The sequence below is a fragment of the Geothrix fermentans DSM 14018 genome (assembly GCF_000428885.1).
GTDB lineage: Bacteria > Acidobacteriota > Holophagae > Holophagales > Holophagaceae > Geothrix > Geothrix fermentans.
Genome location: NZ_AUAU01000007.1, coordinates 94,915 through 113,640, shown reverse-complemented (window position 1 = coordinate 113,640; position 18,726 = coordinate 94,915). Strand labels below are relative to the sequence as shown.

The 18,726-nt window shown below is 72.5% G+C and carries 20 protein-coding genes, 1 pseudogene and 1 riboswitch; of the genes and pseudogenes, 12 read left to right on the top strand and 9 right to left on the bottom strand.

All coding sequences use genetic code 11. The annotated features are described in order from the left end of the window. The 4 genes from G398_RS0102385 to G398_RS0102370 are packed head-to-tail and all read right to left on the bottom strand — an operon-like array spanning position 1 to position 3,043. Entirely contained in the window at positions 1 to 633 is a 633-nt protein-coding gene (locus tag G398_RS0102385; protein ID WP_026852407.1) for a YceH family protein, read from the bottom strand. Between the two features lie 7 nt (positions 634 to 640). Beyond that, positions 641 to 1,210, bottom strand: a complete 570-nt coding sequence (locus G398_RS0102380; protein ID WP_026852406.1) for a DUF3501 family protein — start codon at positions 1,208 to 1,210, stop codon at positions 641 to 643. After that, positions 1,210 to 2,607, bottom strand: coding sequence for a heterodisulfide reductase-related iron-sulfur binding cluster (locus G398_RS0102375; protein WP_052571203.1), 1,398 nt, complete (start codon positions 2,605 to 2,607; stop codon positions 1,210 to 1,212). Before G398_RS0102375 ends, G398_RS0102380 begins: the two co-directional genes overlap by 1 nt. Before the next feature lie 16 nt (positions 2,608 to 2,623). Next, positions 2,624 to 3,043 (bottom strand): rubrerythrin family protein, encoded by a 420-nt coding sequence (locus G398_RS0102370; protein ID WP_026852404.1) that lies wholly within the window; start codon positions 3,041 to 3,043, stop codon positions 2,624 to 2,626. Positions 3,044 to 3,150: 107 nt separating this feature from the next. On the opposite strand from G398_RS0102370, the gene G398_RS15635 reads away from it, so the two are divergent. Then, the gene (locus G398_RS15635) at positions 3,151 to 4,086 is read left to right on the top strand and encodes a LysR substrate-binding domain-containing protein (protein ID WP_211229030.1); all 936 of its coding nucleotides are present in this window, start codon (positions 3,151 to 3,153) and stop codon (positions 4,084 to 4,086) included. Here the strand turns inward: G398_RS15635 and G398_RS0102360 are convergent. The 4 genes from G398_RS0102360 to rhlP (G398_RS15625) are packed head-to-tail and all read right to left on the bottom strand — an operon-like array spanning position 4,083 to position 7,083. Continuing rightward, positions 4,083 to 4,859, bottom strand: coding sequence for a thiazole synthase (locus G398_RS0102360; RefSeq protein ID WP_026852403.1), 777 nt, complete (start codon positions 4,857 to 4,859; stop codon positions 4,083 to 4,085). The two genes, G398_RS15635 and G398_RS0102360, sit on opposite strands and share 4 nt — an antisense overlap. Beyond that, positions 4,837 to 5,394 (bottom strand): rhomboid family intramembrane serine protease, encoded by a 558-nt coding sequence (locus G398_RS19155; protein ID WP_052571201.1) that lies wholly within the window; start codon positions 5,392 to 5,394, stop codon positions 4,837 to 4,839. The genes G398_RS0102360 and G398_RS19155 overlap by 23 nt, the downstream gene beginning before the upstream one ends. Then, a complete protein-coding gene (rhlP, locus tag G398_RS0102350) occupies positions 5,394 to 6,251 on the bottom strand; it encodes a rhombotarget lipoprotein (protein ID WP_026852402.1) in 858 nt (285 codons plus the stop codon). The genes G398_RS19155 and rhlP (G398_RS0102350) overlap by 1 nt, the downstream gene beginning before the upstream one ends. A 19-nt stretch (positions 6,252 to 6,270) precedes the next feature. Then, the gene (gene rhlP, locus G398_RS15625) at positions 6,271 to 7,083 is read right to left on the bottom strand and encodes a rhombotarget lipoprotein (RefSeq protein ID WP_052571199.1); all 813 of its coding nucleotides are present in this window, start codon (positions 7,081 to 7,083) and stop codon (positions 6,271 to 6,273) included. 84 nt (positions 7,084 to 7,167) lie between these two features. Here rhlP (G398_RS15625) and G398_RS0102340 point away from each other — a divergent pair, with 84 nt between their 5' ends. The 11 genes and pseudogenes from G398_RS0102340 (at position 7,168) to G398_RS15610 (ending at position 16,787) form a co-directional block, all read left to right on the top strand. Further along, the gene (locus G398_RS0102340) at positions 7,168 to 7,773 is read left to right on the top strand and encodes a TetR/AcrR family transcriptional regulator (RefSeq protein WP_026852401.1); all 606 of its coding nucleotides are present in this window, start codon (positions 7,168 to 7,170) and stop codon (positions 7,771 to 7,773) included. After that, a pseudogene (locus G398_RS22090) lies at positions 7,770 to 7,910 on the top strand (hypothetical protein); the annotation flags it as partial. The gene G398_RS0102340 and the pseudogene G398_RS22090, both read left to right, overlap by 4 nt. A 112-nt stretch (positions 7,911 to 8,022) precedes the next feature. Next, on the top strand, positions 8,023 to 8,112 hold the full coding sequence (locus tag G398_RS22085; RefSeq protein WP_342669688.1) for an alpha/beta hydrolase: 90 nt from the start codon (positions 8,023 to 8,025) through the stop codon (positions 8,110 to 8,112). Positions 8,113 to 8,149: 37 nt separating this feature from the next. After that, a riboswitch (Lysine riboswitch) is annotated at positions 8,150 to 8,329 on the top strand. Positions 8,330 to 8,386: 57 nt separating this feature from the next. Further along, entirely contained in the window at positions 8,387 to 9,421 is a 1,035-nt protein-coding gene (locus G398_RS15620; RefSeq protein WP_052571194.1) for a M20/M25/M40 family metallo-hydrolase, read from the top strand. A gap of 3 nt (positions 9,422 to 9,424) precedes the next feature. Beyond that, complete coding sequence (gene asd, locus G398_RS0102330; protein ID WP_026852400.1) at positions 9,425 to 10,480, top strand: aspartate-semialdehyde dehydrogenase; 1,056 nt, start codon at positions 9,425 to 9,427, stop codon at positions 10,478 to 10,480. Beyond that, complete coding sequence (lysC, locus tag G398_RS0102325; protein ID WP_026852399.1) at positions 10,477 to 11,817, top strand: lysine-sensitive aspartokinase 3; 1,341 nt, start codon at positions 10,477 to 10,479, stop codon at positions 11,815 to 11,817. The genes asd and lysC overlap by 4 nt, the downstream gene beginning before the upstream one ends. Next, complete coding sequence (locus tag G398_RS15615) at positions 11,814 to 12,659, top strand: 4-hydroxy-tetrahydrodipicolinate reductase (RefSeq protein WP_084511861.1); 846 nt, start codon at positions 11,814 to 11,816, stop codon at positions 12,657 to 12,659. Before lysC ends, G398_RS15615 begins: the two co-directional genes overlap by 4 nt. Continuing rightward, positions 12,656 to 13,558: a 4-hydroxy-tetrahydrodipicolinate synthase gene (gene dapA / locus G398_RS0102315; RefSeq protein WP_026852398.1), complete on the top strand. Its 903-nt coding sequence runs from the start codon at positions 12,656 to 12,658 to the stop codon at positions 13,556 to 13,558. Before G398_RS15615 ends, dapA begins: the two co-directional genes overlap by 4 nt. Next, entirely contained in the window at positions 13,558 to 14,379 is an 822-nt protein-coding gene (locus G398_RS0102310) for a 2,3,4,5-tetrahydropyridine-2,6-dicarboxylate N-succinyltransferase (RefSeq protein ID WP_052571189.1), read from the top strand. The genes dapA and G398_RS0102310 overlap by 1 nt, the downstream gene beginning before the upstream one ends. A 114-nt stretch (positions 14,380 to 14,493) precedes the next feature. After that, complete coding sequence (locus G398_RS0102305; protein ID WP_026852396.1) at positions 14,494 to 15,609, top strand: pyridoxal phosphate-dependent aminotransferase; 1,116 nt, start codon at positions 14,494 to 14,496, stop codon at positions 15,607 to 15,609. A 29-nt stretch (positions 15,610 to 15,638) separates the two neighbouring features. Next, positions 15,639 to 16,787 (top strand): type III PLP-dependent enzyme domain-containing protein, encoded by a 1,149-nt coding sequence (locus G398_RS15610; RefSeq protein ID WP_052571187.1) that lies wholly within the window; start codon positions 15,639 to 15,641, stop codon positions 16,785 to 16,787. A gap of 12 nt (positions 16,788 to 16,799) precedes the next feature. On the opposite strand, the gene G398_RS21830 is transcribed toward G398_RS15610, so the two are convergent. After that, positions 16,800 to 18,686: a tetratricopeptide repeat protein gene (locus G398_RS21830; protein WP_026852395.1), complete on the bottom strand. Its 1,887-nt coding sequence runs from the start codon at positions 18,684 to 18,686 to the stop codon at positions 16,800 to 16,802. Positions 18,687 to 18,726: the final 40 nt, after the last annotated feature.

The following is an 18,726-nucleotide window of genomic DNA, read 5'->3' as shown; positions in this document are numbered from 1 at the left end:
CTAGAACTGGGCCCTGAAGGCCTCGAAGGCCTGGCGCAGGGCCCCAAGCTCCTCGCGCAGCGAAGCGACCTCGGCCTCCAACTGCTCCACCCGGCCCGGGGCCGCAGACGGGCTGGTGCGGACAGGCGCCGCCTCGGCTGCCACGGGGCCCGCCAGCAGGTGCGCCACGCGCGCCTCCCGGGCGCCCGGGGCCCGCGCCAGGCGCACAGCCAGGGGGGGCTCTGCGTCCATCAGGGCCGCCAGGCAGGCCTCGAGCTCCGCCAGGTCGGGGAAGGCGTACATGCGCTTCGTGTTCGTGCGCAGCTCACCGGGCGTCTGGGGACCGCGCAGCAGCAGCTCCGCCAGCAGGGCCCCCTCCTGCACCGAGAGGTTCCAGGTGGGCTTGGCCGTGTGGGCGATCTTCAGCACGCGGCCCGGCCAGGTCTCCGCCAGGCCCCGGGCGATGAGCGCGTTCACGGCCGCCTGGGCCTCCGCCTCCGTCACCGCCAGCACGGGCTCCCGGTTGCTGGACTGGTTGCAGGCGTTCACCAGGGCGTTCAGCGAGAGGGGATAGACGTCCGGCGTGCTGAGCTGCTTCTCCAGCAGGCAGCCGAGGACGCGGCACTCCAGGGGGGCGAGGTCGAGGTCGGGCATGGGGGCATTATGCCTCCGCCGGGGGCCGGCCCAGGTCCTCCAGCAGGGCTCGCCGGGTGGCGGGGCTGAGCGGGGTGCTGGCGGCGAGCTCCGGCAGGTCCACCACCAGGCCCGCGGGGACGCGGTCGCCCACGGGGAAGCGGAGGAACTGCACGGAGGAGAGGCGCTCCCCGTCCATCTGGGTGTCGTCGAACCGGGCCGTCGCCCGGCTGCCGTCCGTGAAGGTCAGGCGCAGGTGGCCCGGCAGGCCCCGCCAGCGACGCAGGAGCACGGGCCGGAGCGCGGCGTCGGTGATCTCGATGAGCAGGGTGCAGCCCAGCTCCCCGTCTCCGCCTAGCACGGCGTTGTAGGTGTCCAGCTCGTGCTGGATGTCGGACTCCCGCACCATCTGCTCGGCGCGCACCATCTCCTGGATCTGGTAGCGGATCGTCTCCCGGTTCTCGAAGAGCAGGGTGAGGTGCTCGCCCAGGTGGACGCGCCGCAGGTCCTTGGCGGCCATGGCGGAGGCCCGGATGGCGTCGCGGCGGTCGGCGTAGGTGAGGAAGTCCAGGATCTCGGACCGTTCGACCCGCACCATCATCCCTCCGCCTTTGGCTCCACGGCCTTCGGGAACCCGTCCTTCCGGTAGGCGCGGGCCAGGATGGTCATGGGATGCAGGGCCCGCCGGCCCGCGTGGTGCTCGAACTGCATGCCCGCCAGGGGGCACTCCGTGGCCCAGACCTCTGCCGCTTCGGTGCCCTGCATGCCCGTGAAGGCCTTCTGGCCCACGCGCCGGCTGGCCTCGTAGGTCTCGGCGCGCATGGCGTAGGTGCCGTCGTGGCCGCAGCACTCCATGACCGAGACGATGGAGACGCCGGGGATCTTCTTGAGCAGGTCGCGGCCCTTGAAGCCGATGCGCTGGGCCCGGAGGTGGCAGGGCGCGTGGTACGCGATGGGGCCGGGGCTGGACTCGAAGGTCCAGTTGGCTCGAGGCTCGTTCCGGATGGACCAGAGGAACTCCGCCGGGTCGCGCACGGCGGCGGCGAGCTTCTTCGCCCGCTCCCGGTCCTCCCCCTCCAGCAGCTCCGGGTACTCCTGGCGCAGCATCATGGCGCAGGTGGGGTTGATGGCCAGCACCAGCGATCCCGCCTCCACGTGGGGCAGGAGCGCGTCGAGGTTGGCGTGGGCCTGCCTCCGGAGGCTCTCCAAATCGCCGTGCTCCCAGGCGGGCATGCCGCAGCACTGGAGCCCCTTCACGCAGCCGGCCCGGCAGCCGTTCTTCTCCAGCACCTCCAGCGTGTCCTTGCCGAGCTGGGGCTCGTTGTTCTGCACGATGCAGGTCTGGAAGAGCACGGCCTCGGCGCCGGGCTTCTCCTGGATGCGGCCGCTCTTCTCGGCCCAGGCTTCGAATGTCGCGGAGGCGAAGTCCGGCAGTTGGGCCTCCCGGTGGATGCCCAGGGCCTTCTCCATGAACCAGCGGTGGATCGTCACCCGGTTCATGGTGTTGGCCAGGCCGAAGGAGGCCCGGGCCAGCTTGGCGGAGAGATCCGGGTCGCCCAGGAGCTTGTCCCGCAGCGTGCCGCCCTCCCGCCTCCGGCGCTGGGCCTGGTAGCGGTGCACGAGCCTGGGGAAGTCCAGGGCGAAGGCGTGGCCCTCCCTGGGCGTGTAGGGGCACTGCACCTCGCAGAGCTTGCACTGGAAGCAGTCCTCCATGACGCCGTCGCGCTCTGCCTTCGTGAGGGCGCGGACATCGCCCTGGTACTTCTGGTCCAGCAGGTCGAAGAGGCCCGGGAAGGTATCGCAGTACTTGAAGCACATGCGGCAGCCGTGGCAGATCTCGAAGGCCCGCTCCACCTCCTCCTTCAGCAGGGCCTCGTCCCAATAGCGGGAATCCGCTGGGTCGTAGACGGTGCCAGGACCCGCCAGATAGCTGATGCGCTCGCCCGGCGTGGTGTGGGGGCGCGCATGGTCGCCCACCTGGTAGTGCTCGGCCATGGCGCGCCCCCGGGGTTCAGCTGATGGACTCGAGCATCTTCTGGAAGCGGCCGGCGTGGCTCTTCTCGGCCTTGGCGAGGGTCTCGAACCAGTCGGCGATCTCCGCGAAGCCCTCCTCGCGGGCGGTCTTGGCCATGCCCGGGTACATGTCGGTGTACTCGTAGGTCTCGCCGGCGATGGCGGACTTCAGGTTCAGGGCCGTGTCGCCGATGGGCAGGTCCGTGGCGGGGTCGCCCACCACCTTCAGGTAGTCCAGGTGCCCGTGGGCATGGCCGGTCTCGCCGTCGGCAGTCTCCTTGAAGTTGCCGGCCACCTCCGGGTAGCCCTCGATGTCGGCCACCTTGGCGAAGTAGAGGTAGCGGCGGTTGGCCTGGGATTCGCCCGCGAAGGCGTCCTTCAGGTTCTGGTGGGTGCGGGTGCCTTTCAGCTTGGACATGGCTCCTCCGGGATCGGGTCCCCAACATAGGTCCCCGGGGGGCCCCCGGCCGATACTTCTTGCGGATCGGATTGATAGGCGGGAACTATCATCGTGAAGACGCGATCTTGGCTTTGGCGATCGCCGCTGCCATGCTCGGCGCCATGGTGCGTCCCTCGGACCTCTCCCTCCGGCAGCTGGAGTACCTGGTGGCCCTGGCGGACACCCTGGGCTTCCACCGGGCCGCCGAGCGGGTCCATGTCTCCCAGCCCAGCCTCAGCGCCCAGATCCAGCAGATCGAGGCCACTCTGGGCCTGCGGCTCTTCGAGCGGGACCACCGGCGGGTGCTCCTCACGCCCGCGGGCGAGGCGGTGGTAGCCCGGGCCCGCCGCATCCTGCAGGAGGCCCGGGACCTGGTGGCCTCGGCCCAGGCCTGGCGGGATCCCTTCCAGGGCACCTGGCGCCTGGGCGTCATCCCCACGGTGGCGCCCTACCTGTTGCCGGAGGTGCTGCCAGCCCTGGCGGCCGCCCACCCGGACCTGCGCCTGAAGCTGCGGGAGGAGCGCACCCCCGTGCTGCTGGTGGAACTGGGGGCCGGGAGGCTGGAGGCGGCCCTCCTGGCGGAGGGGACAGACCTGGGCGACCTGGCGCGCGTGCCCCTGCGGAAGGATCCCTTCCTGTTGGCGGCTCCCATCCACCACCCCGTGGCGCAGAAGGCCCAGGTGAGCCTCCGGGACCTGGAGGGGGAACCCCTCCTCCTGCTGGAGGATGGCCACTGCCTGCGGGACCAGGCCCTGGCCTTCTGCGGGGAGGCCGGGGCGCGGGAGGTGGACTTCCGGGCCTCCAGCCTGCCCACCCTGGTGCAGATGGTGGCGGCGGGCCTGGGCCTCACCCTGCTGCCCGGCCTCTCCATCCCGGTGGAGGCGAGCCGCGCGCCGCTGGCCCTGCGCCCCTTCGGCCGCCCTGTCCCCGGGCGCACCCTGGTGCTGGCCTGGCGACGGGAATCGCCCCTGGCCGAAGCGCTCGGGACCTTCGCGGAGGATCTGCGGAGGGCCTGGCCCTAGCGGCCCACCACGCCCGCAACCGGGCTGCTGGCGCTGGCGTAGAGGCGCTTGGGCATGCGCCCGCTCTCGAATGCCAGGCGGCCGGCCTGCACGGCGTGGTCCATGGCCTGGGCCATCTTGGTGGGCTCGCCGGCCTCGGCCACGGCGGTGTTGAGCAGCACGCCGTCCGCGCCCAGCTCCATGGCCAGGGCGGCGTCGGAGGCGGTGCCCACGCCGGCGTCCACGATCATCGGCAGCTGGTAGGCCTCCACGACCTCCTTGATGAGCAGCAGCGTCATGGGGTTCTGTACGCCCAGGCCCGAGCCGATGGCGCTGCCCAGGGGCATGACCGCGGCGCAGCCCACGTCGCAGAGCTTCTTGGCCAGGATGGGGTCGGCGTTCACGTAGGGCAGCACCGTGAAGCCCTCCTTCACGAGGATCTTCGCGGCCTCCAGGGTCTCCTCGTTGTCGGGGTAGAGGCTCTTCGCGTCGCCGATGACCTCCAGCTTCACCCAGGGGGTGTCCAGGGCCTCGCGGGCCAGGCGCGCCACGCGCAGCGCGTCCTCGCGGGTGTAGCAGCCGGCGGTGTTGGGCAGCAGGGCGATGTCCTTGGGGATCCAGTTGAGGATGTTGTCCTCGCCCTTGGCGGCCAGGTCGAAGCGGCGCACGGCCAGGGTGACCATCTCCACCCGCGCGGCCCGGTAGCAGGCCTGCATGGTGGCGAAGTCCTTGTACTTGCCCGTGCCCAGCACGAGGCGGTTGCTGAAGGTCCTACCGGCGATGACGAGGGACATGGGGCGCTCCGAACCCCCAGTGTACCTCCGGCTCAGGCCCGGGTCCGGCGGGGATGCCCCGGCCGGGGAGGCCCGAGCCGGCGAGCCCGGCCCCCAGGCCCAGCAGGGCGCCCCAGAGGTGGGCCTGGGGCAGGGACTGCCAGCCCTCGGCCCGGACCAGGAAGGGGGCGCCCAGGGCGGCCTCCAGCATCAGCTTGAGGGCCAGGCCGCCCAGGAGGAGGGCGCCCACCGGTACGGGCTCCCGGCGGAGGAGGAGCCCCAGGCCCGCCTGGGCCCAGAGGGCGCAGGCCAGGCCCGAGGCGCCGCGGTACTCGGCGTCTCCCAGCGAAGGCAGCAGCAGCAGGCTCAGCAGGGGCGGGATGAAGACCATGGCGAGGGCCAGCTTCCGCCGGTCCCCGGACGCGGCGAGGATCCAGGGCACGGCGAGCGCGATGGCGTTGGCCAGGGCGTGGGCTCCGCCGAAGTGGACGAGATGGCCCGTCCAGAGGCGCCAGGGCTCCCGCAGGGCCTCGGCGCTGAGGGCAAGGGGATCCATCAGGCCCGCCGCATCCGGAGGGCCGCACCGAGGAGGAGGAGCGCTCCCAAGGTCTCGGCCCAGCCGAAGCCGCCGCCGAAGTTCCGGCCGCCGCTCTGGCGAAGGGAGACGCCCTGACGGTCCACCACGTCCACATCCTTGCGTTCGCCCCGGGCGACCTCGGCCTTGAAGGTGCCCACCTCGGCGTCGAGGTTCTTGGCCAGGTCGGCCATGGCCAGCTCCAGGCCCTTGGCCGAGTGCTCGCGGAGCTGCTTCTCCCGGTAGGCCCAGGTGGAGCTGCCCTTCACCCTGCTCTGGCCCGGGGCCCTCAGCAGGAAGGTGTGGCTGGCCACGTCGTAGACCGCGGCATCGATGAGCGTGTTCGTGTCATTGGCATCGCCGGGCAGCACGTAGGCGCCCACGATGGAGAGGTAGGTGAAGCTGTACCAGCGGGGGTCTGTGTTCTGGATCTGGTCCACGCTCACCAGGGCCATCACGTCCACGCCGTACATGCGGGCCGCCTGGTCCATGTTGTCGAAGCCGCCGCCGGCGCGGAGGTAGGCGCTGGGGATGAGCTTGATCTCCGAGATCCAGGGCCGGTCCTTGAAGCTCTGCTTCACCACGTCCAGCAGCTGCTTCTCCTGGCCCGGGGCCATGAGGTTCTGCACCCGCCAAGAGGCGCCGCCTCCGGGCACGAAGGCGATGCCGAGCCGCAGGGGCAGCTTGAGCCGGGCCCCGGCGGGGTTGGGCAGGGGCGCGGCCTTCTCCTTGGGGTAGAGGTAGTCCATGAGGCTGCTGCGGCGGACGTGGGTCTGGGGCGCGTTGCAGCCGAGGGCGGTCAGCAGAGCCAGCAGGGCGGCGAGGAGGAGGTGGGGCATCGGGGCTCCTGGGAAAAGGTCAGCGGCGGGCGGGATCGTAGGCGGGACTGCCCAGGGGGTTCCCGTCCTTGTCCACGAGCATGACGTCCTTGCGGGCGCCCTTGAGCAGGTCCTGCTTGAAGGTGGCGACGCCCTGGTCGAGGGAGGTGGAGAGCTGGGCCATGGCCTGGGCCAGGCTCTCCCGGCGCTGCTGGCGGAAGGCCTCCTCCCGCCGGGACCAGGTGGAGCCGCCCTTGGCCGTGCCCACGGCCCCGGCCCGGAAGAGGAAGGTGCGTGACGGCACGTGGTAGACGGCCGCGTCCACCATGGAGGTGGTGTCGTTCTTGTCGCCCTTCACCATGTAGGCACCCACCAGGGTCCAGTAGGTCCAGGCGTACCAGCGGGGGCTGCTGAACTGCACCTGGTCCACGGAGACCAGGGCCACCACGTCCACGCCGAAGCTGCGGGCCACACGGTCGAGATCCTCGAATCCTCCGCCCTTGGTGAGATAGAGGGAGGGGATGACCTTGAAGCTCTGGGCCCAGGGCTTCTGCTCGAAGACGCCGACCACCTGCTGGTGCAGTTCCTGTTCCTGGCCCGGGGCCAGGGCCCCCATGGGGCTGGCCAGAGCCGCGTCGCCCTTGACCTGGGTGGGGTCGGCAGGCACGAAGGCGATGCCGAGTCGCAGGGGCAACTGGAGGCGCGCCGGCCCGGCGGCCGGGTCCGGCGCCGGCTGGGCCTTGGCGCCCAGGTAGGCGGAGAGGCTGCTGCGCCGCTGCACGGTCTCGGGCACGCCGCAGCCGGTGGTGAGCAGGATCAGGGCGGCAAGCAGGGAGAATGACCTTGATTTCATGGGGCCTCCCGGTTCAATACGCATGCGTATGGATGCCATACGGTATGGTATGGTATGCTGGGCCGGACCGCTGTCAAGGCCGCCATGCCCGCTCCCCGCAAGAAGCCCCGCAAACCCGCCGAGCCCCTGTCTCCGGAGGCCTGGGTGAAGGCGGCCCAGGCCCTCATCATCCGGGAGGGCGTCTCCGCCGTGGCCGTGGAGCCCCTGGCCCAGGCCCTGGGGGTGACGAAGGGGAGCTTCTACTGGCACTTCGACAGCCGGGACGCCCTCATCAAGGCGGCCCTGGCGGCCTGGGAGCAGGACCAGAGCGCGGACATCGTGACCCGCTACGGGGGCATCGCTGATCCGCGGCGGCGCCTGCGTGTGCTGCTGTTCGCGGCCTTCGAGGATGTGGAGAACGGCCTCTTCTTCGCCGCCCTGGCGCTCTCGGGGGAGGATCCGCGGGTGGCGCCCTTCCTCCGCCGCGCCACGGAGCGCCGCCTGGCCTTCGGCGCGGAGGCCTTCATGGCGCTGGGGCTCCCCGAAGCCGAGGCCCGCCAGCGGGCCCTGCTGGCCTACGCCGCCTATGCGGGCTACTTCCAGCTGCTGCGGGCCACGCCCCGGGCCGTGAAGGAGGTGACGGACCTCAGCGGCTACGTGCGCCAGCTGGCGGATGCCCTGGTGCCGGTCCGGATGCCACGGAAGGCCTGAACTCCGGCCTACGGAGGTCCCATGGAGCCATCCCATGGGCGAAGGCGCATGATCGCGAGATCCGCGGAGCCCTCCTGGCGGCGCCCGCGGATCCGGAGCGCCCGGACGTGCCGCCGGTCCTGCGGGGGTTCGGCCCCATCCCGCGGCGGCGCCTGCCCTTCCCGGCCATCCTGGCGGCCTCGTCGGACGACCCCCTTCCTGGCTCCGGCCCGGGCCCAGGCCCTGGCCACAGACTGGGGGGCCCGCTTCGTGGACCTGGGACCCTGCGGGCACCTGAACCCGGCCTCGGGCCACGGCCCCTGGCCCCGGGGCGAGGCCCTGCTGTCAGAATTCAGATAGCCGGTTGCGGAAGGGGCCTCCGGCATGGGAAGGTGGACGTTCCGATGGAGGAGCGGTCCCCATCAGTACCGGCGGCGAGGGCGATGAACCCGATGACCCGGTGGGAAAGGGGAGGATCGCCGAAGGGTTCGCGAATCATCGGCGCGGCCCCTGGACGTCGAGGCGAAAGCCCGGCGGCTGTCGTGCCGGTCACCCGGCGCGGAGGGCCTGAGGCGCGGCGGTGGGAGCCTTCCCCCCGCGTTCCAGATGGCACCGTCGGCCCGCCGAGGTTTCCATGAACGCCACCCCCGCTGATCTCCGAAGCTGGCTCACCGACAGCCTCCGGCGGCTCTGCGCCCAGGAGACCACCTCGGGCCGGGAGGACGCGGGCCTGCCGGAGCTGCGGGCGCTGCTGGCGGGTCTGGGCGCCCAGGTCGTGGAGCAGCCCGTGGCCGAGGGCCGGACCAACGTGCTGGCCCTGTGGGGAAGGCCGAAGGTCCTCTTCTCCACCCACCTCGACACCGTGCCGCCCCACCTGCCGCTCCGCCTGGAGGGCGAGGCCTTCCACGGACGGGGCGCCTGCGACGCCAAGGGCCAGATCGCCGCCCAGCTCGGCGCGGTGAAGGCCCTGCTGGCGGAGGGCCGCGAGGGCCTGGCCTGGCTGGGGGTGGTGGGTGAGGAAACCGACAGTGCCGGGGCCACGGCGGCCCTGGCCCTGGCGGACCGCCTGCGGGAGCTGCGCGCGCTCGTCAACGGCGAGCCCACGGACCTCAAGCTGGCCACGGGCCAGCGCGGGGCCCAGCACCTCCGCCTCCACTGCGCGGGCGTCGCCGCCCACAGCGGCAGCCCCGAGCTGGGCCACGACGCGGCCTGGCCCCTGCTGGACTGGCTCCAGCGCCTGCGGGAGCAGCCCCGCCCCGTGGATCCCGCTCTGGGGCCGGAAGTGTGGAACCTCGGCCTGCTCCGGGCGGGCGAGGCCCTCAACTCCATCCCCGCCTCCGCCGAGGCGCGGCTCATGGTCCGCACCCTGCCCGGCAGCACGTTCGTGGCCGAAGCCGGGCAGCTGGCGCCGCCCGAGGGCACGGTGGCCCTCACGCTGGACGAGCCGCCGGACCGCTACCCCGAGATTCCCGGCTTCGAGCGGGCCCCCATGCCCTTCGGCTCCGACGCGCCCACCCTGCGGGCCCTGGTGCCGGACCGCACCGTGGTGCTGGCGGGGCCCGGCAGCATCCGCGTGGCGCACACGCTGGAGGAGCGCCTCAGCCTCGCCGACCTCGAGGCGGGCGTGGAGCTCAACCGCCGACTGGCCTTGCACTTCCTGGGAGACTGAACCATGACCGCCAAAATCCCCGTCACCGTCCTGGGCGCCACCGGCGTCGTCGGCCAGCGCTTCGTGCGCCGGCTGGCCAACCACCCCCTCTTCCGCGTGGAGCACCTGGCCGCCAGCGAGCGCAGCGCCGGCAAGCGCTACCGCGACGCCTGCGCCTGGCGCCTGGACGGCGAGCCCTACGGCGGCCTGGGCGACCAGGTCATGGCCGAGGGCACGCCGGAGTTCGCGCTCTCGCCGGTGGTCTTCAGCGCCCTGGACACGGGCCCGGCCAAGGAGCTGGAGCCGGAGTTCGCCCGGGCCGGGTCCATGGTGTTCTCCAACGCCGCGGCCTTCCGCATGTCGCCGGAGGTGCCGCTCCTGGTGCCGGAGGTGAACGCCGACCACCTGGGCCTGCTGGACCTCCAGCGCCACCACCACGGCTGGAGCGGCGGCATCGTCACCAACGCGAACTGCACCTCGACCGTGCTGGTCATGGCCCTGGCGCCCCTGCACCGGGCCTTCGGCATCGAGGCCGTGATGATGACCTCCATGCAGGCCATCAGCGGCGCCGGCTATCCCGGCGTGGCCAGCCTGGACATCCTGGGCAACGTCATCCCCTTCATCCGCAACGAGGAGCCCAAGGTGGAGGAGGAGACGCCCAAGATGCTGGGCCGCTTCACGGGCAAGGAGGTGGAGCTGGCCCCCATGCTGGTGAGCGCCATGTGCCACCGCGTGCCGGTCATCGAGGGCCACACGGAGGCCGTGAGCGTGAAGCTGAAGGGGAACCCCTCCCTCGACGCCGTGCGGGAGGCGTGGGAGACCTGGCGCCCCGAGCCCCAGCAGCTCAAGCTTCACTCCGCCCCGCCCGTTCCCATCCATGTCCACACCCTGGAGGATCGGCCCCAGGTGCGGCGCGACGTGGAGAAGGACGAGGGCATGAGCGTCCACGTGGGCCGCCTGCGGCCCTGCCCCATCCTGGGCGTGAAGTTCTCCCTTCTGGGCCACAACACGGAGCGCGGCGCGGCCGGTGGCAGCATCCTCAACGCCGAGCTGGCCCATGCGAAGGGGTACCTCCGATGATCGTCCTCAAGTTCGGCGGAAGCAGCGTGGCCGACGCGGCCTGCATGCGGCAGGTGGCGGGCTTGGTGAAGGCGGCGCTCCCTCAGGCGCCCCTGGTGGTGCTCTCGGCCATGGGCAAGACCACCAACGGCCTCTTCGATGCCGCCAAGGCGGCCGAGGCCGGCGACCTGGGCGGCGCCATGGAGCGCCAGCGCAAACTCATGGCCGCCCACCGGAAGGCGGCGGAGGACCTCTTCGCGGGCGCGGTGCCCGAGGAGCTGGACGCGGCCCTGACGGGCCTCTTCGGGGAGATGGAGCTGCTGCTCAGGGGGGTGGCCATGCTCCGCGAGCTGAGCCCCCGCAGCATGGACGCCATCGCCTCCCTGGGCGAGCGGCTGTCCACGCGGATCTTCGCGGCCTTCGTGGGCGGCGCCTGGGTGGACGCCCGCAGCGTGGTGCGCACGGACGCCGTATTCGGCGAGGCCGCGCCGCAGCAGGAAGCCATCAAGACCCTGGCGGCGGCGAACCTGAAGCCCCTGCTGGGGCCCGGGAAGGCCGTGGTCACCCAGGGCTACATCGGCGCCACGGAGGACGGCCTCACCACCACCCTGGGCCGGGGCGGCAGCGACTTCTCCGCGGCCCTCTTCGGCGCGGCCCTGGGCGCGGCGGAGGTGCAGATATGGACCGACGTGGAGGGCGTGCTCACCTGCGACCCCCGCATCGTGCCCGAGGCCCTGCCCATCCCCGAGCTGAGCTTCGCCGAGGCTGCAGAGCTCGCGGCCTTCGGGGCCAAGGTGCTCCACCCGGCCACCATCCAGCCCGCCGTGGAGGCCCGCATCCCGGTCACCGTGCGCCACACCCAGAAGCCGCAGGGCCGCTTCACCACCATCTCCTCAGAGGTCCACACGGGCCGTCCCATCACGGCCCTGGCCAGCCGCGGACCCGTCACGGTGCTCACCGTGAGCAGCTCGCGCATGCTGGCCCAGAGCGGCTTCCTGGCCCGCCTCTTCGAGGTCTTCGGGCGCCGGGGCGTGAGCGTGGACCTCGTGGCCACCGCCGAGGTGAGCGTCTCCCTCACGGTGGAGGCGGACATGCCCCTGAAGGCGCTGATCAAGGACCTCTCGGCCTTCGCCACGGTGGAGGTCAACGAGGACCGCGCCATCATCGCCGCCGTGGGCGAGCGCCTCAAGTCCACGCCGGGCCTGGGCGCGCGCCTACTCTCGGCCCTGGGCGACATCAACGTCGAGATGATCAGCATGGGGGCCAACGAGATCAACCTGAGCCTCGTGGTGCGCCGGAACCAGGGAGACGAGGCCCTGCGCCGCCTCCATCACGTGCTCGCCGGGGGCGCCTCGTGAGCCTTCGCCCCCTCCGCCCCCTCCGTATCGGCCTCTTCGGGAGGGGTCGGCTTGGCGCGGCCATCGCCGCCGAGGCCGGTGGGTCCCTGGCCTGGCAGGTGGGCCGGGGAGAGACTCCGATTTCCAATGCTGATGTGGCCGACGTGGTCATCGATGCCAGCGTGGCGGAGGCCGTGGAAACCCACCTGGACTGGGCGCTGAGCACTGGCACGGACCTTGTGATCGGCACCACCGGCTGGTCCATCCCCGATCTCGAGGCCCGGGTGGGTGGCCGCATCGGCCTGCTGTCCGCCTCGAACTTCTCCCTCTCCGTGGCCCTCATGGCGCGCCTGGCCACGGTGCTGGGCCGCTTCGCCGCCCTGGACCCCGCCCGGGATCCCTACCTGGTGGAGCACCACCACCGCCTCAAGGTGGACGCCCCCTCGGGCACGGCGAAGACCCTGGCCGCGGCCCTGATGGCGGGCTGCCCCCGCAAGACGGAATGGACCCTCGGCACCCCGGCGCCCCACCAGCTGAGCCTCGGCGTGGTGCGGGCCGGGGCGGAGTTCGGACTGCACACCGTGGGCCTCGACGCCCCGGCGGAGGTGCTGGAGCTCACCCACCGGGCCCGCTCCCGCGCCCCCTTCGCCCAGGGGGCCCTGGCCGCCGCCCAGTGGCTCCATGGCCGCAAGGGCGTCTTCACCATGGATGACCTGGCCAGCGATCTGCTCGACCCCCTCTTCGATAATGTTCACGAGGGGGGACCGCCCGCCCGCGGCGCTCGCTCTTCGTCCCCCCTCGTGCTCCCCCGCGGGGTCTCTGGGCAAAGCCCCGATACCCCGCCATCTGGAGGAAGACCATGACCCTCGATCTCTCCGGCCTCGCTGTCGCGCTGGCCACGCCCTTCACGCCCGCGGGCGAGGTGGACCTGCCGGCCTTCCGCAAGCTGGTGCGCCACGTGGCGGCCGGCGGCGCGAAGACCCTGGTGCCCCTGGGCTCCACGGGCGAGGCCGCCACCATCCTCGAGGCCGAGCGGGACGCCATCATCGCCGCCTGCCTGGAGGAGGCCGGGGGCCGCCCCGTGGTGGTGGGCACGGGCCACAACGCCACCCGCCAGGCCGCCGCCATGACCAAGCGGGCCCAGACCCTTGGCGCCCAGGGGGCCCTCGTCGTGACGCCCTACTACAACAAGCCCACGCCCGACGGCCTGGTGGCGCACTTCGCCGCCGTGGCCGAGGCGGCGCCGGGCCTGCCGATCATCGCCTACAACGTGCCGGGCCGGACGGGTCTGAACGTGACCCCGCCGACGCTGGCGCGGCTCTGGGAGAACCCCCAGGTGGTGGCGGTGAAGGAGAGCAGCGGCAACCTGGCCCAGATCGCCGAGATCGCCCGCCAGCTGCCCAAGGGGAAGACCCTCCTCTCCGGTGACGACAACCTGGCTCTGGCGGCCCTGGCCGTGGGGGCCTCGGGGCTCGTCTCCGTGCTGGGCAACGTGCTGCCCCGGGAGACCTCGGCCATGGTCGAGGCCGCCCGCGCCGGGCGGACCACCGAGGCCCTGCGCCTGCACCAGCAGCTGCTGCCCCTCATGGACGCCCTGTTCCTGGAGAGCAACCCCATCCCCCTGAAGGCGGCCCTGGCCATGCTGGGCCTCTGCGGCGACGGCCTGCGCCTGCCCCTGGTCCCGGCTTCCGCCGCCACCCGCACCCGCCTGGCCGAGGCCCTCTGCCTCTCCGCCGAGGGCACCTTCCCCGGAGTGTTCTGATGGTCGTCGACCTCGGTGCCATCCACCATTTCTTCAGCCGCCCCCCGGAGGAGCTGGTGGCGGATCCCCAGTCGCCCGCCATGCACCAGGTGCTGCTGTCGGCCCTGGAGTCCGGCCAGGTGCGGGCCGCCGAGCAGCGCCCCGACGGCAGCTGGCAGGCCAACCCCTGGGTGAAGCAGGCCATCCTCTGCGGCTTCCGCCGGACCAACCTGGTGGAGATGCCGGGCCCGGGCTTCCCCATGTTCGACAAGACCGCCTACCCGGCCCGCCACTTCGGCCTGGAGGACGGCGTGCGCCTCGTGCCCGGCGGCTCCTCCGTCCGCCGCGGCGCCCACATCGCCAAGGGCGTGGTGATCATGCCGCCGGCCTACGTGAACGTGGGGGCCTTCGTGGACGAGGGCACCATGGTGGACAGCCACGCCCTGGTGGGCAGCTGCGCCCAAGTAGGCAAGCGCGTGCACCTCAGCGCCGCGGCCCAGATCGGCGGCGTGCTGGAGCCCGCAGGCGCCCGGCCCGTGGTCGTGGAGGACGACGCCTTCGTCGGCGGCCTGGTGGGCCTCTTCGAGGGGATCGTTGTGCGCAAGCGCGCGGTGCTCGCCTCCGGGGTAGTCATCACGGGCAGCACGGTGATCTACGACCTGGTGCACGGCCGCGAGCTGCGCCAGGAGGTGCCCGAGGGCGCCGTGGTGGTGCCCGGCTCCCGCCCGGCCTCGGGGGACTACGCCAAGGCGCACGGACTCCAGGTGTCCGCCCCCTGCATCGTCAAGTACCGAGATGTCCGGACCGACGCCGCCACCGCCCTCGAGCAGGCGCTGAGGTAGGAACGACAAAGTGCAAACCACCAAGACACCAAGGCACCAAGAACGGCAAAAGCCTTTTGTCTTTTCTTGGTGTCTTGGTGCCTTGGTGGTGATCTGTTGCTTTTGAGGAACTCCGTGAAGCCCGCCTCCCGCCTCTCCCTGCTCAAGCCCTCGCCCATCCGCGCCATCACGGACGGCACGCCCCAGGGCGCCATCCCCCTCGGTCTGGGCGAGCCCACCTGGGATCTGCCGGAGGTGGGCCGGAGGGCCCTGCTGCGCGCGCCGGGTCCCTGCGCTTATGTGCCCCACGTGGGCCTGCTGGACCTGCGCAAGGCCGTGGCCGCCTTCCACGGGGCCCATGTGGACGAGGTGCTCATCACCACGGGCTCCCAGGGCGCCCTCTTCTCTCTCTTCCAGGCCTGGGTGGATCCGGGGACGAAGGTGCTGGTGCCCGATCCGGGCTTCGTGGCCTATCCCGCGCTGGCCCTCATGGCCGGGGCGGAGCCCGTGCCCTACCGCCTCTCCGCCGACCGCTTCCGCCTGGATGCCGACGAACTGATCCGCGTGCTGGAGGCCACACCGGATGTGTCCGTGGTGATCCTCAACCTGCCCTCCAATCCCACCGGCGGCGGCGGCAGCCTGGAGGCCCTGAAGCGTGTGGCCGACGCCTGTGTGGCCCGGGGCGTGCTGCTCATCTCCGACGAGGTCTACCGCGACCTGCACTTCGGCACCCGCTGCCCCAGCCTGCGGGACGTGACCGACCGGGGTGTGGTCACCAGCTCCGTGAGCAAGGGCTGGGGTGCGCCGGGCCTGCGCGTGGGCTGGGCCGTGGGCGATCCCGCCTGGCTCCTGCCCGCCCGCACGGTGCACGGCTATGCGGTGACGGGCACGGCCACACCCGCCCAGTGGGCCGCGCTCGCCCTGATCGAGCACTCGGACACCGTGCTGGCCGAGGCCCGGGCCGCCGTGGGGGCGCGCTGGGAGGCCCTGGCCGGGGCCCTGCGCGAGGAGCTGGGCCAGACCGTGGCGCCTCCGGACGGCACCTTCTACCACTTCATGGCCCTGCCCGAAGCCGCCCACGCCGATCCCGTGGCCTTCTGCCTGAAGCTGCGCGACGAGGCCAAGGTGGTCCTCATCCCCGGCCTGGCCTTCGGCGAAGGCGGGCGCCGCCACGCCCGCCTGAGCTTCGCCGCCACCCCCGAGCAGCTGCGCGAGGGCGTGAAGCGGTTGGCACCCTACTGGAAGAACTGACAGAGCCTTCTCCGCGGTTTGAGGTTCCCATGCTTTTCGCCTTCGATGACGCCCAGTGCCGATCCCTCGCCGAGACCCACGGCACGCCCTGCTTCGCCTACTCCGCCGCGGCCGCGGCGGGGCAGTTCACCTCCCTGCGCGGGGTGCTGCCCGAGCGGGTGCGCATCGCCTACGCGGTGAAGGCCAACCCCCATCCGGAGCTGCTGCGCTGCTTCGCGGGGTTGGGGGCCAGCTTCGACTGCGCCTCCATCGGGGAGCTGGAGCGGGTGGAAGCCCTGCGCCTGCCGGCGGGCCGGACCTTTTTCGCCGGGCCGGGCAAGCGGGAGGCGGAACTCCAGAAGGCCCTGTACATGGGCGTTCGCGTCCAAGCGGAGGGCTTCGAGGACCTGGCCCGCCTCGATGCCCTGGCCACCCGCGAGACGACGGTGAACCTGCGCGTGCACCCGGCCTTCGACATCGACGAGGGCAACCGCATCATCGGCGGCAGCGGCCCCTCGGCCTTCGGCGTGGATGAGGAGGATGTGCCGGCCCTGCTTGAGAAGGCCGCGAAGCTAGACCACGTGCGCATCAAGGGCCTGCACGTCTTCGCGGCCAGCAACCAGCGGGACGCGGCCAAGCTGGGGGCCATCCACGGCGCGGTGCTGGACCTGGCCCGGCGGCTGAACGAGGCCCACGGCCTGGCATTCGAGCAGATCGACCTGGGCGGCGGCCTGGGTGTGCCCTACGCGCCGGACGAGGCTCCCCTGGACCTGGCTGCTTTTGGACAGAACCTGTCCGATCTGTTGGCGCGGCATCCCTGGTTCAAGGGCGAGCTGATCCTGGAGCCGGGCCGCTTCCTGGCGGGTCCCTGCGGCCTCTACCTGGCCCGGGTGGTGCGCATCAAGGAGAGCCGCGGCACCCGGTTCGCCATCCTGGAGGGCGGCATCAACCACCTGATCCGCCCCCTGCTCACGGGCCAGCCCTTCCCGGTGCGGGCCGTGGGCAAGGGTGGAGGGGCCGTGCCATACACCCTGGCGGGCCCCCTCTGCACGAGCCTGGACCGCCTGGGTGAGGTGCGCCTGCCGGAGCTGGCGGCCGGCGACCTGCTGGCCTTCGGCACCGCCGGGGCCTACGGCCTCAACGAAGGGATGACCCACTTCCTGAGCCATCCCGTGCCGCCGGAAGTCTGGGTGGGCTGATCAGCCCACCCATCAACCCAGCAGCGGAATCCAGGCGGCCTGCTGGGCCTTGGGCATGGCCTTCACCCGCTCGAGCAGGAGGAGGCGGGCCTGCCAGGACTTGTCACCGGGGAGGAGGGCCCGGCCCCGGCGCAGGTCCTCGGTGGCTTCGCCCCACTTGCCCTGGCCCAGGTGGGCCTCGCAGAAGGCCAGCTGGAGGCGGGCGGCCCGGGACCGCAGGGCCGGATCGTCGGGCTGGACCCGCAGGAGGGCGTCCATGACCTTGGCGGCGGCATCCAGGTCACCGGCCTGGAGGTGCTTCTGGAACTCGGCGAGGGTGGCCCCGGCGGCGCCCCCGGTGGGCAGGGCGGCCCGGGCCTTCTCCAGCAGCTGGGCGGCGGCGGCGTCCCCGGGGTTCTGGGCCAGCACGGCCTGGGCCCGGAGGTAGGCCCGCACGGGGTCGGACTCCAGGACGTCCCCTCCCTCACGGAGGATGGCCGCGGGGGTCTCCGAGAGATCCGGGGACTGGGCCTGCTGGATCACGGGGGCCAGGGCCGCCGTGCGGGCGGCCTTGACGGCCTCCTTGAGCTCCTGGTCCTTGCGGTAGGTGTGGAGGGCGTACAGGCCCACGGTGAGGACCAGGGCTCCGCCGCCGGCCATGGCCCAGACCTTGGGCTCCTTCAGCCAGGGCAGGCTGGACGAGGCTTCCTGGAGCCGGCTCGGGAGGCTGAGGCCCTCCCGTGGGGGCGGGGCCGTCCGGGTCATGGAGGCTGGGGGTTCCACCCGGCCTGGATCCGTGACGATGAGGGTGGGCTCCTCGTCGGCCATGGCGATGCGGTCGGGGAGGTCCAGGGCGATGCCCGAGCCGGTGGCCGTGGGCTGAGGGCGCCGGCAGCGCTCCAGGCCCGCCAGGGCCTCCCGGTTGCCGGGGGCCAGTTGGAGGGCCTGCTGGTAGGTGAAGGCGGCCTCGTCGTGGCGCTGGAGGGTCAGCAGGTGGTCCGCCTGGCGGAGCTTCAGGGCCAGGGCCTCGGCCTCGGGGCTCACGGCCGGGACTGGGGCCGGGGCGGGGGCGGCCGCCTGGGGCGCGACCTGGGGAGCGGGTGCTGCCGCAGGTTGAGGTGCGGGTTGAGGCGCAGGCTGCGGGGCCGACTGGCTCCCGGACTGGGTGAGCTCCTTCCGGGCTTCGCGCAGGTAGCCGTGGATCTCCTCGCGGTGGGGCTCCAGGACGAGCACGTGCTCCCACTTGGCGATGGCCTCCTCCGTGAGCCCCATGTCGTAGAGCTGCACGGCCTCCCGCAGCAGCTTGGCCACATCCTCCTCGGCCGCCGGGGGGGGCTCCTCCGCGGGGGTGGCGGGGGCAGAGGCCTGGAGAGGGGGCAGCCCCAGCTCCCGGCGGGCGCCGTTGGCATAGCCCAGGGCCAGGCTGTGGGTGGGGTCGAGGGCCAGGACCTGCTCCCACTTCTGGAGGGCATCCGGGACCTGCCCCATGTCGTAGAGCGTGCAGCCCTCGATGAGCAGCCGGTCCGGCTCCACTCCTGGGGCCGGGGCCGGCGGAGCAGGAGCGGCGGGTGCCGGGGCCGAGGTGGCGGCGGGGGGCGCCACGGGCACGGCGACGCGGATGGCGGGAGCCGCCTCGGCCTCCACCCGGACGGGGGGCGGCGGGGGAACGGGCGCCGGGGCCGAAACGGGGGCAGGCACAGGTTCCGGGCGCGGAGCGGGTGGTGGCACCGCCGCGGCCCGGGCGGCCTCCTGCTGGGCCAGCAGGTGCGCCCGCAGGGCCAGCAGGCGCTGGCGGGATTCGGCGTGGGCGGGCTGCTGCTTGAGGATGGCCTGCCAGATCTGCCCGGCCTTGACGACCTCCCCCTGGGCGAAGAGCTGGTCCGCCTGGCGGAGGTAGGGCGCGTAGGGATCTGGCGTCATGGCGTCGCTCGGGGGGTCACTCGGATCGGTCGGAGGGGGC